This is a genomic window from Sodalis sp. RH19 (assembly GCF_047324215.1).
Classification (GTDB): domain Bacteria; phylum Pseudomonadota; class Gammaproteobacteria; order Enterobacterales; family Enterobacteriaceae; genus Acerihabitans.
On the sequence record NZ_CP178734.1, the window covers coordinates 1,120,720 to 1,135,013 of the forward strand.

A 14,294-nucleotide genomic window follows, 5' to 3' on the forward strand; every position below is an offset into this window, starting at 1 on the left:
CACACAATTCGTTGCGTCAAATCTAAGATAGGGGTGTTATTACGAGAAAATTGATTAATAGGCGAGATGAGTCACAAGATATAATACCCTGAGTTATAATTGCATTGCCTTGTAATTAATGGATGATTATTGTTTTTGGTCAAAAAGAATAGCCGTTGAGGTTATTTCATTAACATAACTTCAACGCTATTCGGTTAATTCGCGCGGCAATCAGGCCGCGCCGAATTGGGCCTGATGCAGGCGGGCATAAGTGCCGTGCCGCAACAGCAGTTCCTTGTGGCTGCCCTGTTCAATAATGCCCTGCGTATCCACCACCACGATGCGATCGGCATGCTGGATAGTGGCCAGGCGATGGGCTATCACCAGCGTGGTACGTCCCCGTGACAGGTCGGACAGCGAGTGCTGGATGGCCTGCTCGGTGGCGGTATCCAGCGCCGAGGTGGCTTCGTCGAGGATCAGGATTGGCGGGTTCTTCAGGAAAATACGCGCAATGGACAGACGCTGCTTCTGGCCGCCGGACAACTTTACCCCGCGCTCGCCCACCAGGGTATCCAGTCCTTCCGGCAGGGCGGCGATCAGCTCGTCAAGGCGCGCCCGCCGCGCCGCCTGCCAGATTTCCTCATCGGTGGCGTCCAGTTTGCCATAGGCGATATTTTCGCGGATCGATCCGCCGAACAGGAATACGTCCTGTTGCACAATGCCGATATTGCCGCGCAGCGAAGCCTGGGTCATATCGCGGATATCGATGCCGTCCACGCTGATGCTTCCGGCATCCACGTCATAAAAGCGCGGCAGCAAAGAGCACAGCGTGGTTTTACCCGCGCCGGACGGGCCGACAAAGGCCACGGTTTCGCCGGCGCGGATGGTCAGGTTCAGATGGCTGAAGATCGGTTTATCGGCCCGGTAGCCGAAGCTGACGTCGCGATAGACGATATCGCCGCGCAGGCTGTCCACCGCCAGGGCGGCGGGGCGGTCGGTGATATCGGCCACGGTATCCATCAGCCCGGTAAAACGCTTAAAGCCGGCAATGCCCTTGGGATAGCTCTCCAGCACCGCCGAAATCTTGGCAACCGGGCGGAAAAAGACTTCCACCAGCAGCAGGAAACCGACAAAACCGCCGTAGCTTAGCTCGCCCTTGATAACATACCAGGTGCCGGCAACCATCACGATCAGCTGGACCAGGCGGGTGCTGAGATAACTTAGGGTCAGGCTGGCGGTCATGATGCGGTAGGCGCGCAGCTTGGTGGCGCGGTAGCTGTCGTTATCACGGGCAAACAGGGCTTCTTCCTGGCGTTCGTTGGCAAAGGCCTTGACCACGCGGATGCCGCCGATGCTCTCCTCGATGCGGGCGTTGAAATTACCCACCTGGCGGAACAGCTTGCGCCAGGTGTCCGTCATCTGCGCGCCCTGGCTGCTGACCAGCCAGGTCATGGCGGGGACAATGATAACGGTCAGCATCGCCAGCGGCACATGGACGGTGGCCATCAGGATAAACGCGCCGATAAACGTCATCAGGGCGATAAACAGATCTTCCGGGCCGTGATGGGCGATTTCGCCGACCTCCTCCAGATCCTTGGTGACGTGGGTGATGATGTGGCCGGTCTTGGTATTGTCGTAATAACGGAACGAGAGCTTCTGCAGATGATTAAACGCCTCGCGGCGCATATCGGTTTCTATGCCCACGCCCAGGGCGTGGCCCCAATAGTTAACCACCGCCATCAGCCCGGTATTGAGCAAATAAATCAGCAGCAGGCCGGCGGCGGAGACGCATACCAGCACCCAGTCCTGGGCGGGCAGTAATTTGTCGATAAAGAGTTTTACCGCCATGGGAAAACCCAGCTCAAGCAGGCCGGCGAGAATGGCGCAGCCGAAATCGAGCGCAAACAAGCGCTTATAAGGAAGGTAGTAGCTAAAAAAACGGCGGAGCATCAATGCGTCCTCTGACAAAATCGCAATGCGGGATCACTTTTACGATGATTATGAATATGTTGACCAAATGATAATGCCTCGTAATCGCCAGTAAGGTCAATGGGGCAGGGGGAATGGCGTGTCGCGCCGGTAAAGTCTTGACAATATATAGGTACAGGGAGTTATTATTTATATATCAACTAATGTGTTGGAATCTATTCCCTATGTCATCAACACCTACCTCGTCTTTAACCGATTCAACGCTGCCCGCTCCGTCGCCCAAGCGCCATTTCGCCAACCTGATTGCCCAGACCGCGCGGCAATGGCGGCGGGTTATCGATCGCAAGCTCCAGCCCTATGGCCTGACGGAAGCCACCTGGGTGCCGCTGTTATACCTGGCGCGCGCGGACAAGCCGATGCTGCAAAAAGACCTGGCCGAAGCCATTTATCTGGATGCGTCCTCGGTGGTGCGCCTGTTGGATAACCTGCAAAACCAGGGGTTTATCGAGCGGCGCGAAGGCAGCGATCGCCGCGCCAAAGAGATCCATCTGACCGAATCCGGCATGCAGCGGGTCCAGCAGGTGGAGGGGATGGCCCAGCAGGTGCGCGATCGGGCGCTGGCCGGCGTGGACGATAACGATATCGAACAAATGAACCGTTTGCTGGAACAGGTGCTGGTCAGTTTGGCCGTCGTCGACAGGGAACCCGTATGAATAGTGGTGTACACGAGCGGCGATTTCTGTCCCTCACCCGGTTTAAACGTCTTAACAATCGGCAGAAAACCTGGGTTATCGCCGGGCTGGTGGTGGTGATAGCGCTGGCTATCTGGTTTATCACCTGGCTTGACTGGCGTTTTGCCCATGTGGCCGAGAATGATGCCCATATTAGCGGCGAGGTGGTGACCCTGGCCAGCCGGGTGGACGGCTGGCTGGTGGCGCGTCCGGTGATGGATGGCGATCATGTTAAAAAAGGCCAGGTCCTGGCGCAGATCGACGACCGCGACGCCCGGCTGCGGCTGGCGGCGGTGCAAGGCGACCTGGCATCCGCCAATGCGCAAATCCGCTATACCGAGGCGCAGCGCCAGACCGCCGATTTAACCACCCAGGCCACCCTTGAGCAGGCGCAGGCGCAACTGACCGTGGCGGAGTCGACGCTGTCCGACGCCGGGCATCAGCTGGCGCTGGCGCAAGCCAATTTCCAGCGTGACGATAGTTTGGTGAAAAGCGGACTGACGCCGCGCAAGACCTGGGATGAAAGCCATACCGCCCTGCTGCAGCGTCAGGATCAGCAGCGGGAGGCCGAGGCGCAGCTGCTGTCGCAGCGGGCGGCGCTGGCCAATGCCCGGGCGCAGCGCGGGCAGCTGCAGGTGCTGGACCGGCAGATCGATATGCAGCGCCAGCAGTTGGTGGCGCTGACGGCGCAGGCGCAGCAGATTACCCAGGAAATCGCCGATCGTACCCTGCGCTCGCCGGTGGACGGGGTGGTGGATCGTACGCTGGGCGATGTGGGGGATTATGTGCAGGCAGGACAGTGGGTGATGATGGTCCACGATCCGCACAACGTCTGGGTGGAGGCGAACATTAAGGAAACGGCGCTGAATAAGGTGGCGGTGGGCCAGCCGGTGGATATCGGCATCGACGCCTATCCCGATCTGGTTTCCCATGGGCACGTGATCCGGGTCGGCAATACCGCCACCAATCAATTCGCCCTGCTGCCCAGTCCCAATCCGTCCGGCAACTTTACCAAAATCACCCAGCGGGTGCCGGTGCGTATTGCCTTTGACCAGGCCGACGCGCGGCTGAAACCCGGCCTGATGGTTGAGGTGGCCATCAATGTCGCCCATTGAGACCCAGGCGCAGCGTTTTGGTCCCGCGTATCGCTGGCTGGCCACCGGCACGGTGATGCTGGGCACCATCGCCACCACCGCCACCGCCACCATCGTTAACGTGGCCATGCGCGATATCATGGGGGCGTTTGGCCTGGGGCAGGATCAGGTGCAATGGCTCTCCACCGCTTTTTTAGCCTCGATGACCGCCACCATGCTGATGACCGCCTGGGTATTGGAGCGGTTCGGCTACCGGCGGGCGTTTGTCGGCGCGCTGGCGGTGTTTATCGCCGGCAGCCTGCTGGGCTTTGCCAGCGCCAGCGGCGCCGAAGTGATTTTGGCCCGGGTGCTACAGGGTTGCGCGTCGGGCATTATCCAGCCGATGGCGATGGTGGTGCTCTCGCAGGTATTTCCTCCCGCGCAGCGCGGCAAGGCCATGGGCATCTATGGGGTGGGCGTGGTGCTGGCCCCGGCGCTGGGGCCGACGGTCGGCGGCCTGATGGTCGATCAGTACGACTGGCGTTTTGTCTTTCTGGTGGTGGTGCCATTCTGCGTTGCCGGCATGGCGGCGGCGATGGTTATCCTGCCGGGGCTGGATAAGCAGGCCGCCGCGCCGCGCCGCAGGTTCGACGGCCTCGGGTTTTTGCTGTTGGTCTGCGCGCTGATCACGCTGCTCACCGGTTTGTCCAACGGCCAGCGCGAGGGATGGGATTCTTTTTTTATTATCGGCATGTTTGCCGCCGCCCTGATAACCGCCGCCGCGTTTATCCTGTGGGAACTGGTGGCGCCGCAGCCGTTGCTTAGCCTGCGGGTATTCAATAACCTGCGTTTTTCCGCCGGGTGCGTGGTGGCCTTCGCGCTGGGGGCCGGCATTTACGGTTCCACCTATATCATCCCGCTGTTTGTCCAAACCGTGCAGGGGTATACGCCCACCCGCTCCGGATTATTGCTGATGCCCTCCGGGCTGGTGCTGGGATTGATATTTCCCATTGCCGGACAACTGAGCGATCGCCTGCCGCCGCATCTGCCGGTGATGGCCGGGCTGGCGATTTTCGGCCTGTCCTGCTGGCTGTCCGGCGGCGTCGATGTCGATACCCCTTTCTGGACCATGGCCCTGTGGGTCGTGCTGGGTCGTATCGGGTTGGGCGTTATGCTGCCGGCGCTGAACGCCGGGGCGCTGCGGGCGCTGCCGGCGGATAAGCTGGCCCAGGGATCCGGCAGCCTTAATTTTGTCCGCCAGCTGGGCGGCGCCTTTGGCGTTAACCTGCTGTCGGTGATTATCGACCGGCGTACCATTTTTCACGGCGACGCCCTGGCGCAGGCGCTGACGGCCGCCAACGCCACGGCGGCGGAATCCATCTCCCGCCTGGCGCTGCTCTATTCCCACTGGGGCAATCCGTTCGGCAGCCGCTTACCGCAAGGCGTGAATCCCGGCTCAATGGCCTACCTGGAAACCATGCTGGTGCCGAAGGCGCAGCTGTTCGCCTATCAGGACGGGTTTTATATCGTGGCGGTGTTTTTCTTCCTGGCGATTATCCCGGCGTGGTTTATGCGCGGCCGGAACCGGCCGGCGACGCAATTGCAGGCGGAGCCGGCGCCTGCCGCGGTCACCGCGCATGACTGATTCCTCCGGGTAACGCTGCCCGCGACGTTCGCCAGGCCGGTTGGCCTGGCGTTTGCCGGATCATGATCCGGCGCAATAAACCGCGCGGTGGAACAGGTTACACTCGATTTTTATAGACGATCGGTCTATATTATTACCATGAATGAAAAAACTGTTGCCGCGCGGCGCGGGCGTCCGCCGAAAATCGCCCGGGACCAGCCGGATACCCGTGAAAATCTGATTCGCTGCGGTACCGCTATCCTGACCGAGCAGGGGTTCAGCGCCTCGGGTATCGACGGCATCCTGAAGCAGGTGGGCGTGCCGAAAGGCTCGTTTTACTACTACTTCGAGAGCAAGGAAGCGTTCGGGCAGGCGATTATCGACTACTACGGCCGCTATTTTCTGCGCAAGCTGGACCATTGGCTGCTGGACGAAACCCTGCCGCCGCTGGAGCGCCTGCGGGCGCTGGTGTCCGACCTCAGCCTGGGCATGGCGAAATACGATTTCAGACGCGGTTGCCTGGTGGGCAATCTCGGGCAGGAAATCAACGTGCTGCCGGCAAGCTACCGCCGCCAGCTCAGCGACATTTTGCAGCAATGGCAACAGCGGGTCGCCTGCTGCCTGCGGCTGGCGCGCGCCGCCGGGCAATTACCGCCGGACGCGGACTGCGAAGGCCTGGCGGAATTTTTCTGGATCGGCTGGGAAGGGGCGGTAATGCGCGCCCGGCTGGCCGGCGGCCCCCAACCTTTACAGCGGTTCGCCGACGGGTTTTTCGCCGGTCTGCCGCGCTGAACCCTTGCCGGGCTCACGATATTTAAAGACCATTTGAGGAATCAGCATGTTTAACGCAATCTTGGTTGAGAAAGACGAACAAGGCTATCGTGCCCGCCATACCCGCCTGGACGAGGCGCAGCTGCCCGCGGGCGATGTGCAGATAGATGTTGCGTATTCCACGCTCAACTATAAAGACGGGCTGGCCATTACCGGTAAAGGCCCGGTGGTACGCACGTTCCCCCTGGTGCCGGGCATTGATCTGGCCGGTATCGTCACGCATAGCGATCATAGCGCTTTTAAAGCGGGCGACGCGGTGCTGCTTAACGGCTGGGGCGTGGGGGAAAAACACTGGGGCGGGCTGGCGCAAAAAGCGCGGCTGAACGGCGACTGGCTGATCCCGCTGCCCGCGGGGCTGACCGCCCGGCAGGCCATGGCGATAGGCACCGCCGGTTATACCGCCATGCTGGCGTTGCTGGCGCTGGAGAAAAACGGCGTGACGCCGGCGGGGGGCAAGGTACTGGTTACCGGCGCCAACGGCGGCGTCGGCAGCTTTGCCATCGCGTTCCTCTCCCGCCTGGGCTATGAGGTAACGGCGTCCACCGGGCGTCAGGAGGAGGCGGAACATCTGCGGCAACTGGGCGCAGCCGAGGTTATCGACCGGGCGCAGCTTTCCGCGCCGGGGCGTCCGCTGGGTAAGGAACAATGGGCCGCCGCCATCGACAGCGTCGGCAGCCATACGCTGGCCAATGTCTGCGCCGGTTTACGCTACCAGGGTACCGTGGCCGCCTGCGGCCTGGCCCAGGGCATGGATTTGCCGGCAAGCGTGGCGCCGTTTATCCTGCGCGGCGTGACCCTGGCCGGGGTGGATAGCGTGATGCGCCCGGTGGCCGATCGCCTGATCGCCTGGCAGCGAATCGCCGCCCTGGTGGACGACGGCCTGTTAAACAGCATCAGCCGGGAAATCGGCCTGGGCGAGGTCATCGCCACCGCGGGCGCGCTGCTGGACGGCAAAGTCCGTGGCCGGATTGTCGTCGACGTTAATCGTTAACCGCCAGGCATCATGCCCCGCCGCCGAGCGGGGCATGATGTTGTACCCGCAAGGTCGTATTGCGCCGGTCACTGTTCATCAATACTGATTAATTAGCCTTTATTCAGCGCCTTATGCCACAGGTCATCTCACTCTAACGCACGTCCCGCCTCGATTGTTATCCTTATCCGCCGCGATATTTTGTGTAAAAAAACTCATCATTAATAGCGCCCCGGCGGCTTTTGGTCTATCCGTTAAGCATGCGGATAGAAACCATTTTGCCCCCAATCACAGTGACATGTTCCGGAGGAAATCATGAAAGCAGTCGTTTATAACGGTCCACGCGATGTGGCGGTGAAGGATATGCCGGACGCGAAAATCATCAAGCCAACCGACGTACTGGTGCGCATCACCACCACCAATATCTGCGGTTCGGATTTGCATATGTATGAAGGCCGCACCAGCTTTGAAACGGGCCGTATTTTCGGACATGAAAACCTGGGCCGGGTTATTGAAACCGGGGCGGGGGTGGAGCGCATCAAGGTCGGGGATTATGTTTGCCTGCCGTTTAACATCGGCTGCGGGTTTTGTGAAAACTGCGAACGCGGGCTGACCGGGTTCTGCCTGACCGCCAACCCCGGATCGGCGGGGGCCGCCTACGGCTTTGCCGAAATGGGACCTTATGAGGGCGGTCAGGCGGAGTTGCTGCGCGTGCCCTTCGGCGATTTCAACTGTCTGGTGCTGCCGCGCGACGCGCAGGAGAAAGAGGACGATTACGTGATGCTATCCGATATTTTCCCCACCGGCTGGCATGCCACGGAACTGGCGGGATTGCGTCCGGGCGATAGCGTCGCCATCTACGGCGCCGGCCCGGTGGGGCTGATGGCCGCCCATTCGGCCATCATCAAGGGCGCGTCGCAGGTGTTTGTGGTGGATACCCACCCAAGCCGTCTGGCCTTGGCCGAGAAACTCGGCGCCACGGCCATTAACGGCGTCGGCGACGCGGCGGTGGAGAAAATTTTAAACCTGACCGACGGGCGCGGCACCGACTGCGGCTGCGAATGCGTCGGCTACCAGTGTTGCGATAAACACGGCCATGAGGATATCTCCGTTACCATGAACAGCCTGGTGGCCTCCACCAAAGCCACCGGCGGCATCGGCGTGGTGGGGGTATTTGTTCCGCAGGATCCGGGTGCGCGCCAGGAGCTGGCCAAAGAGGGTAAAATGCCGTTCGATTTCGGCAGCTTTTGGTTTAAAGGCCAGCAAATCCGCACCGGCCAGGCCAACGTCAAGGCCTATAACCGTCAGCTGGCGCGCCTGATTCACCAGGGCAAGGCGAAACCGTCACAAATTATTTCCCATCGCCTGCAATTGGCGCAGGCGCCGGAGGCATACCAGCATTTTGACGATCGCGACGAGGGCTGGACCAAAGTCATCCTCAAACCCTGAATGATACGGCGTTGGCCCACAGGGAGGTGAGCCATACCACGACACCCGGGAGCGCTTTAGCACAACGCCGCAGGCGTTGGCCCGTGGGATGGCCCACAGGATGTGAGCCATGCATCGCGCCCTGGTCACGCGCTTTTAATCGTCTTGCCGCCATGCCCTGCCGCCGCTTTATTCTGTCTGCGCCAGGCCTTGATGCCGTTCATGCTGAAATATCTTTCAACATCTTCCCGCCGCGAAAGCGTTTTTTGCCCAAGCCAAATGTCAAAAACGCGCGTAATGTTATAAAGTCGTATAAAAAATGTTATATCCGGCGCGCCACAGGCCGCAAAACTGGAACAGGAGACGTTCATGGCTCGTTATACCCTTTTATCCGGCATGCTGCTGGGCATGCTTACGCTGTGCGCCCCCGCCGTCATGGCGGCGGACGCCCCCGCCAGACCGATGGCGGTGCGGGGCACGGTGACGCAGTTCAGCGGCGACCAGCTGAAGTTTACCGATCGCAAGGGCGCGGCGGTCACCGCCACCCTGAATGACAAAACCACCATTTCCGCGGTGGCGCAGGGTAAAATCAGCGATATTAAACCGAATAGCTTTATCGGCACCGCCGCGGCGCCGCAGCCGGACGGCACCTTAAAAGCCCTTGAAGTCCATGTGTTCGACCCGTCGCTGCGCGGTTCCGGCGAAGGGTTCCGGCCCTGGCAGGGATCCGACGGCCAGGTCGGCACCATGACCAACGGCACCGTGGGCACGCTGGTAAATGCCAACGGACGCACCATGACGGTGAAGTACCAGAACGGCGAAAAAAAGGTTGTGGTGCCGGATGATGTGCCTGTTGTGACACTGTCACCCGGTGATCGCTCGCTGTTGAAACCCGGCGCGCATATTATCCTGTTCCCGGCGCCGGGCAGCGCGGATCATGTCGTGGCGGCGCGTATTGTGGCCGGTGTTAACGGCACCGTGCCTCCCATGTAATATCCGATGCGTGTTTCAGGCCGGGCGGCGTGGCCGCCCGGCCTGTTAACCGGCCGATCCTGGAGCGCCAGTGAACCCACCTTCTTCCCCGTCGTTAACCAAAATACGCCGGCACCGCGCCCCGGTGCGCATCATGCACTGGCTGAATGTGCCGATACTGTGCGCCATGCTGATGAGCGGCTGGGGCATTTACAATGCCTCGCCGATTTTTCCCGCCTTTACCTTTCCCAGCGTCCTCACCCTGGGCGGGTGGCTGGGCGGCGCCATCGCCTGGCATTTGGCGGTGATGTGGGCGCTGGCGGCAAACGGCCTGCTGTATATTCTGTGGGGGATCGGCAGCGGGCATTTTCGCCGCGACTTCCTGCCGCTGACGCCGCGCACGCTGGCGCGCGACGTTAAGCTGGCGCTGACCTTGCGCCTGGCGCACCGGCTTGGGCGTTATAACGCCATTCAGAAGGCCTTTTACTGGTTTGCCCTGGCATGCGGGCTGCTGCTGGTCCTTTCCGGGCTGTCCATGTGGAAGCCGGTACAGCTTTACCGGCTGGCGGCGCTGTTTGGCGGCTTCGACCGGGCGCGGTATGTGCATTTTTTCGCCATGAGCGGCATAGTATTATTCGCCGTGGTTCATGTCGCGATGGTGATCGCCGTGCCGTCCACCTTTTGGCCCATGATCACCGGCGTTATACGCCGTTCGCCCCGGGATGCGCAGGATGAATAACAGATCAAACAGCGGATTAAAGCTCGAACCGGCGCAGCAGAAGGCGCTTTATCGTTTGCAGCGGCGTCTGTTGCTGCGCTCCGGCCTGACCCTGGGCGCGCTGACCCTGCTTACCGGCTGTAACCTGCAGGACGGCGACGAGGTGGATAAGGTGCTTTGGGCCATGTCGCGCTGGAACGACCGGGTCCAAGGCTGGCTGTTCAGCGGGCAGCGCCTGGCGCAAACCTATCGCGCGGATCAGGTTGCCAACCCGTTCCCCTTCAATGCTTTTTATCCCGAATATAATGTGCCGGAAATCGATCTCTCCACTTATCGGCTGGAGGTGTCGGGGCGGGTGGCCGATAAGCGGCCCTGGACGCTGGATACACTGCGGGCGCTGCCGCGGCAAAGCCAGATTACCCGGCTTATCTGCATTGAGGGATGGAGCGCCATCGGCCAGTGGAGCGGGGTGCCGCTGCGTACCTTTCTTGAACGGGTCGGGGCGGACCTGCGCGCCGGCTTCGTCGGCTTCCGCTGCGCCGATCGCTATTATTCCAGTATCGACATGGCCACCGCCCTGCATCCGCAAACCACCCTGGCGCTGGATTTTGCCGGCAAGGCACTCCCGGACGCCTATGGATTCCCGCTCAGGCTCAGGGTACCGACCAAGCTGGGCTTTAAAAACGCCAAGCATATCGTTTCCCTGTCGGTGGACAACACCAACCCCGGCGGTTATTGGGAAGATCAGGGGTATAACTGGTTCAGCGGCATCTGACGCCTGGATCATCAGGCCTGGCAAATCTGGTTGCGTCCCTGGCGTTTTGCCTGGTACAGGGCCGAATCCGCCTTGACCACCAGCCGGCTGGGCGTGTCCTGCCCAGCCTCCGGCAGGCCGACAAAAACGCCCAGGCTGGACGTCAGGATACCGGCCGGGCTGCCCTGGTGGGGAATATTCAACGCCACGATCCCTTGCTGGATGCGCCGCGCCACCGCCAGGGCGCCGTCCCGGTCGGTGGCGGGCAGCAGGACGATAAATTCTTCCCCGCCGTAGCGCGCCACCACGTCGCGGTGGCGCAGCGGCAGGTTTTTCAGGGTGTGCCCGATACGCTTGAGGCAATTATCACCGGCCACATGGCCGTACAGATCGTTAAATTGTTTAAAATAATCCACGTCCAGCAGAATGATGCCCAATACCTGCTGCGTGCGCAGCGCGCGCTGGAATTCATTGTCCAGCGACAGATCAAAATGCCGCCGGTTGTAAAGCCCGGTCAGTCCGTCCGAACGCGCCAGCCGCTCCAGCGACCGGTTTAACTTGCGCAGCTCCTGCTGGGCGTGGATGAGCTGTTGCTCGGCGCGCATCCGCGCGCGCGCCTGACGCATCAGCACCAGGCAGACCACGGTAATCATCGCGATAAAAATAAGCGTCATCACCACATGGTTGAACGCGTCCTGGCGCCAGTCCGCCATGGTCTGATCCAGCGACAGGCCGGTAGTGACGATCACCGGGAACTGCTTGAGATGCGTATAGCTATAGAGTTTTTGCGCCGGATCGGCTCCCAGGGCGCTGTTGACGATACCCGAGCTGTGCTGGCGGATATTATCCCGGTATAGCGGCGAACCGGCGATGGTGGTGCCGATGACTTTTTCATTATACGGGTGACGGTAAAGCACGGTACCGTTGTCGAGCAGCATCATTAACGTTGAATCATCGCTTATCATAAACCGGGTATAAAAGCTGCGGAAATGATCGATCATAATGCTTTCCAGCAGTACGCCGGCAAAACTGCCGTCGGGATGGTTGAGCCGGCGTGAAATGGGCACGATCAGCGCATTGGTCATGCGGCTGCGGATAACCTTGCCGATGCGCGGGGTCAGTTCGGGATGGTCGCGGTGATAGATAAAATAATCCCGGTCGGCGTAGCCGTTGACGGCGGGCAACCGCTCAGCCGCCGTGACGATCATCTGGCCCGTGGCGTCAAACAGCGACAGCGCGCTGATTTGCTTTAACCCGGCGGTTTTTTGCTGGAAAAGCTGATGCAGCCTGGGCAACTGCGCCGCGCCGCTGCCCAGGGCGGCGATCTGTTGCGCCAGTTCATCAAGCGTGGCTTCGGCCTGGGCGAAGGTATCGCTGGCATGCTGCGACAGCGCCTGGGTCAGGTTCATGGTGGCGGTCTGGGATTTGGCCAGCGCCGACTGGTAGGTTTGCCAGAGATGCCAGACGTTAATGGCTATCAGGGCGACGATCAGCAGCGCGGCGGATGCGCCCAATTCAAACAGCAGGGTAAAGCGGGGGCGTTCAGGCGATGGCGCCGTCTGTTTATCTGGCCGGGGAAAACCGAAATATCTGCTTTTTCTCATAAGGTTATATCAATGGCATACCTGGACTCTCGGTAACGGGACGGGACAACCGGCCGCCGCGGCAATGGCGCGCTACGCGGCCGGATTGCATTAGAAGTATTTATCTTCCGGGCCGGTTAGTCAAAGATAGGGCGGCGTTAATTCGCCGCCGCCGCGGCGCGGGCGAATTGTGGCGCCGCAGGCGGCAATCCAGGCCGGGTAAATTGATAATGATGCTTAATCACTCGCACAGATAAAAAATGGCGAATACAGCAGGCTGACCAGGATGGCGTTTTTATCGATACGCCTAAAGCTGGGCAACAGGGATGCGCCTACCGGCAGGAGCACCGGGCTGGCGATACCGTCGGGGGCGTTATCCAGCGTGGAGACAATTTCGCGGGTAATGGTTATTTCATATAAACCCTGCTGGTTTTGCTGCCGGTAACTAAAAAAGCGGCTCCGGTGCAGGTTATAGAGGCGATCGTCATGGGCCAGGGTGCCGTTAAGGGCATAAAAACCCTGGCTCGGACTGGTAAAAAACATTTTGGCTTCCACCGTGTAGGTTAACGATCCGGCGGGAATGGCTGAACGATAAACCATCAGGGCGGAACACTGGTAGCCGGAAATACCGCCGCGGTAATGACTGCGGTAAAACAGCGTAAGCGATAACAGGAGCAACGCCAGGATAAGCCAGATTCTTTTCATCAGACGTCCCAGTTATAAAAGTAGAAATTGAGGCAACCGGTGAGTTTACCGCCGGCCTCCTGTTCACATTTCGCCAGGAAAGTACGGCGGTTGATGCCGTCCTTTATCGTGGCGGCGGTACGGGAGAACAGCACCTTGTCATGGGCGTCGCAGCGTGCAATATTTCCCGCCATGGCCCGCTGGATATGCGCGGCCAGATCCGGGCGCTCCCGGTCGTTTATCGGACGCAAGGTATAAATATTGCATGAATCAATATTCTTAAAGAAATAGAGAGGCTGCCTGTCGTCTTGCCTGAAATAGACATAGGTAGTCGACGCGGTGATAATAATCGACAGCGCTAAAAATAAATTTATCATAAGTTCTTTAGTGAAAGGATCTGTCTTCGGGGCTACGGTCTCCATACCGCCGCCGTTATCATCGGCAATGGGTGTGTCCAATGCGGGATCCGGCGATTGATCATATACGGCGATAGCCAAACGATCGTTTAGCTTAAGTCCGCGTTTAGGCAGGGTGACGATGGCCGAGGCCTCCAGCCCAAGCGCGATCAGCGCTTTCCTGATCAGGCTGACCTGTTGATTTAAATTACCGTTGGAGGGGGATAAGCCATGTTTTTCCCAGACGTTGGCAAATAAATCTTCCCGGCTGACGGTATCTCCGTTGCCATGGGAAATAATAAGCGCTTCTAATACGCGCCCGGCTGTATTGGAGAGATTGACCGCCGTTTCATCATCCGCTAATAAGGATAAACGATATTCCAGCGTATTAAATACAATGCGATCGTTGATCAGATACTTCATTGCCTTCTCCATGCCGATGGACAGTGCGCCAATACTTATAGCCGCTATCAATATATGCACTGAAATAAAATAAATAAAAGCGCAGCCAGTAATAGGCCGGGTCGATAAAAAAAACTTATATATTTCCTGCGGCAAATTAATTTAATCATGGTGGCTATCTGTGCGGAATTATAGCTATTGCGATAAAAGGAAAGGTTAAT

Annotated in this window: 13 protein-coding genes; 9 read left to right on the plus strand and 4 right to left on the minus strand. The window is 59.5% G+C overall.

Annotated features, from left to right (window positions below):
- Nucleotides 1-210 precede the first annotated feature (210 nt).
- Complete coding sequence (locus ACL2XF_RS05065) at nucleotides 211-1,929, minus strand: ABC transporter ATP-binding protein (RefSeq protein ID WP_410014625.1); 1,719 nt, start codon at nucleotides 1,927-1,929, stop codon at nucleotides 211-213.
- A gap of 203 nt (nucleotides 1,930-2,132) precedes the next feature.
- Between ACL2XF_RS05065 and ACL2XF_RS05070 the strand changes: the two genes are divergently transcribed.
- The 9 genes from ACL2XF_RS05070 to ACL2XF_RS05110 all read left to right on the plus strand — a co-directional run bounded on the left by ACL2XF_RS05070 (nucleotide 2,133) and on the right by ACL2XF_RS05110 (nucleotide 11,030).
- Nucleotides 2,133-2,621 carry a MarR family winged helix-turn-helix transcriptional regulator gene (locus tag ACL2XF_RS05070; protein WP_410014626.1) on the plus strand — a complete coding sequence of 163 codons (489 nt, stop codon included), beginning with the start codon at nucleotides 2,133-2,135 and terminating at the stop codon, nucleotides 2,619-2,621.
- The gene (locus ACL2XF_RS05075; RefSeq protein ID WP_410014627.1) at nucleotides 2,618-3,754 is read left to right on the plus strand and encodes an HlyD family secretion protein; all 1,137 of its coding nucleotides are present in this window, start codon (nucleotides 2,618-2,620) and stop codon (nucleotides 3,752-3,754) included. The genes ACL2XF_RS05070 and ACL2XF_RS05075 overlap by 4 nt, the downstream gene beginning before the upstream one ends.
- A complete protein-coding gene (locus tag ACL2XF_RS05080) occupies nucleotides 3,741-5,357 on the plus strand; it encodes a DHA2 family efflux MFS transporter permease subunit (RefSeq protein WP_413723072.1) in 1,617 nt (538 codons plus the stop codon). The genes ACL2XF_RS05075 and ACL2XF_RS05080 overlap by 14 nt, the downstream gene beginning before the upstream one ends.
- 138 nt (nucleotides 5,358-5,495) lie before the next feature.
- On the plus strand, nucleotides 5,496-6,128 hold the full coding sequence (locus ACL2XF_RS05085; RefSeq protein ID WP_410014629.1) for a TetR/AcrR family transcriptional regulator: 633 nt from the start codon (nucleotides 5,496-5,498) through the stop codon (nucleotides 6,126-6,128).
- 46 nt (nucleotides 6,129-6,174) lie between these two features.
- Nucleotides 6,175-7,158 (plus strand): MDR family oxidoreductase, encoded by a 984-nt coding sequence (locus ACL2XF_RS05090; protein WP_410014630.1) that lies wholly within the window; start codon nucleotides 6,175-6,177, stop codon nucleotides 7,156-7,158.
- A gap of 294 nt (nucleotides 7,159-7,452) precedes the next feature.
- Nucleotides 7,453-8,586 (plus strand): glutathione-independent formaldehyde dehydrogenase, encoded by a 1,134-nt coding sequence (locus ACL2XF_RS05095; RefSeq protein WP_413723071.1) that lies wholly within the window; start codon nucleotides 7,453-7,455, stop codon nucleotides 8,584-8,586.
- 348 nt (nucleotides 8,587-8,934) lie between these two features.
- Nucleotides 8,935-9,558, plus strand: a complete 624-nt coding sequence (locus tag ACL2XF_RS05100) for a hypothetical protein (RefSeq protein ID WP_413728156.1) — start codon at nucleotides 8,935-8,937, stop codon at nucleotides 9,556-9,558.
- Between the two features lie 70 nt (nucleotides 9,559-9,628).
- The gene (locus tag ACL2XF_RS05105; protein ID WP_413728157.1) at nucleotides 9,629-10,276 is read left to right on the plus strand and encodes a cytochrome b/b6 domain-containing protein; all 648 of its coding nucleotides are present in this window, start codon (nucleotides 9,629-9,631) and stop codon (nucleotides 10,274-10,276) included.
- Nucleotides 10,269-11,030: a molybdopterin-dependent oxidoreductase gene (locus ACL2XF_RS05110; protein ID WP_413723069.1), complete on the plus strand. Its 762-nt coding sequence runs from the start codon at nucleotides 10,269-10,271 to the stop codon at nucleotides 11,028-11,030. Before ACL2XF_RS05105 ends, ACL2XF_RS05110 begins: the two co-directional genes overlap by 8 nt.
- Nucleotides 11,031-11,041: 11 nt before the next feature.
- Here the strand turns inward: ACL2XF_RS05110 and ACL2XF_RS05115 are convergent, their stop codons facing one another.
- The 3 genes from ACL2XF_RS05115 to ACL2XF_RS05125 form a co-directional block, all read right to left on the minus strand.
- Nucleotides 11,042-12,613 carry a diguanylate cyclase gene (locus tag ACL2XF_RS05115; protein WP_413723068.1) on the minus strand — a complete coding sequence of 524 codons (1,572 nt, stop codon included), beginning with the start codon at nucleotides 12,611-12,613 and terminating at the stop codon, nucleotides 11,042-11,044.
- A 216-nt stretch (nucleotides 12,614-12,829) separates the two neighbouring features.
- Complete coding sequence (locus ACL2XF_RS05120) at nucleotides 12,830-13,297, minus strand: FidL-like protein (RefSeq protein WP_410014636.1); 468 nt, start codon at nucleotides 13,295-13,297, stop codon at nucleotides 12,830-12,832.
- Complete coding sequence (locus ACL2XF_RS05125; protein WP_413728158.1) at nucleotides 13,297-14,094, minus strand: winged helix-turn-helix domain-containing protein; 798 nt, start codon at nucleotides 14,092-14,094, stop codon at nucleotides 13,297-13,299. Before ACL2XF_RS05125 ends, ACL2XF_RS05120 begins: the two co-directional genes overlap by 1 nt.
- Nucleotides 14,095-14,294 lie beyond the last annotated feature (200 nt).

What these genes read in the sequence shown, in the direction of transcription:
- ACL2XF_RS05110 (WP_413723069.1), top strand. Translation starts at nt 10,269, where the DNA reads ATGAATAACAGATCAAACAGCGGATTAAAGCTCGAACCGGCGCAGCAG.
- ACL2XF_RS05125 (WP_413728158.1), bottom strand. Translation starts at nt 14,094, where the DNA reads ATGAAGTATCTGATCAACGATCGCATTGTATTTAATACGCTGGAATAT.
- ACL2XF_RS05095 (WP_413723071.1), top strand. Translation starts at nt 7,453, where the DNA reads ATGAAAGCAGTCGTTTATAACGGTCCACGCGATGTGGCGGTGAAGGAT.
- ACL2XF_RS05100 (WP_413728156.1), top strand. Translation starts at nt 8,935, where the DNA reads ATGGCTCGTTATACCCTTTTATCCGGCATGCTGCTGGGCATGCTTACG.
- ACL2XF_RS05080 (WP_413723072.1), top strand. Translation starts at nt 3,741, where the DNA reads ATGTCGCCCATTGAGACCCAGGCGCAGCGTTTTGGTCCCGCGTATCGC.
- ACL2XF_RS05070 (WP_410014626.1), top strand. Translation starts at nt 2,133, where the DNA reads ATGTCATCAACACCTACCTCGTCTTTAACCGATTCAACGCTGCCCGCT.
- ACL2XF_RS05065 (WP_410014625.1), bottom strand. Translation starts at nt 1,929, where the DNA reads ATGCTCCGCCGTTTTTTTAGCTACTACCTTCCTTATAAGCGCTTGTTT.
- ACL2XF_RS05075 (WP_410014627.1), top strand. Translation starts at nt 2,618, where the DNA reads ATGAATAGTGGTGTACACGAGCGGCGATTTCTGTCCCTCACCCGGTTT.
- ACL2XF_RS05090 (WP_410014630.1), top strand. Translation starts at nt 6,175, where the DNA reads ATGTTTAACGCAATCTTGGTTGAGAAAGACGAACAAGGCTATCGTGCC.
- ACL2XF_RS05085 (WP_410014629.1), top strand. Translation starts at nt 5,496, where the DNA reads ATGAATGAAAAAACTGTTGCCGCGCGGCGCGGGCGTCCGCCGAAAATC.
- ACL2XF_RS05120 (WP_410014636.1), bottom strand. Translation starts at nt 13,297, where the DNA reads ATGAAAAGAATCTGGCTTATCCTGGCGTTGCTCCTGTTATCGCTTACG.
- ACL2XF_RS05115 (WP_413723068.1), bottom strand. Translation starts at nt 12,613, where the DNA reads ATGAGAAAAAGCAGATATTTCGGTTTTCCCCGGCCAGATAAACAGACG.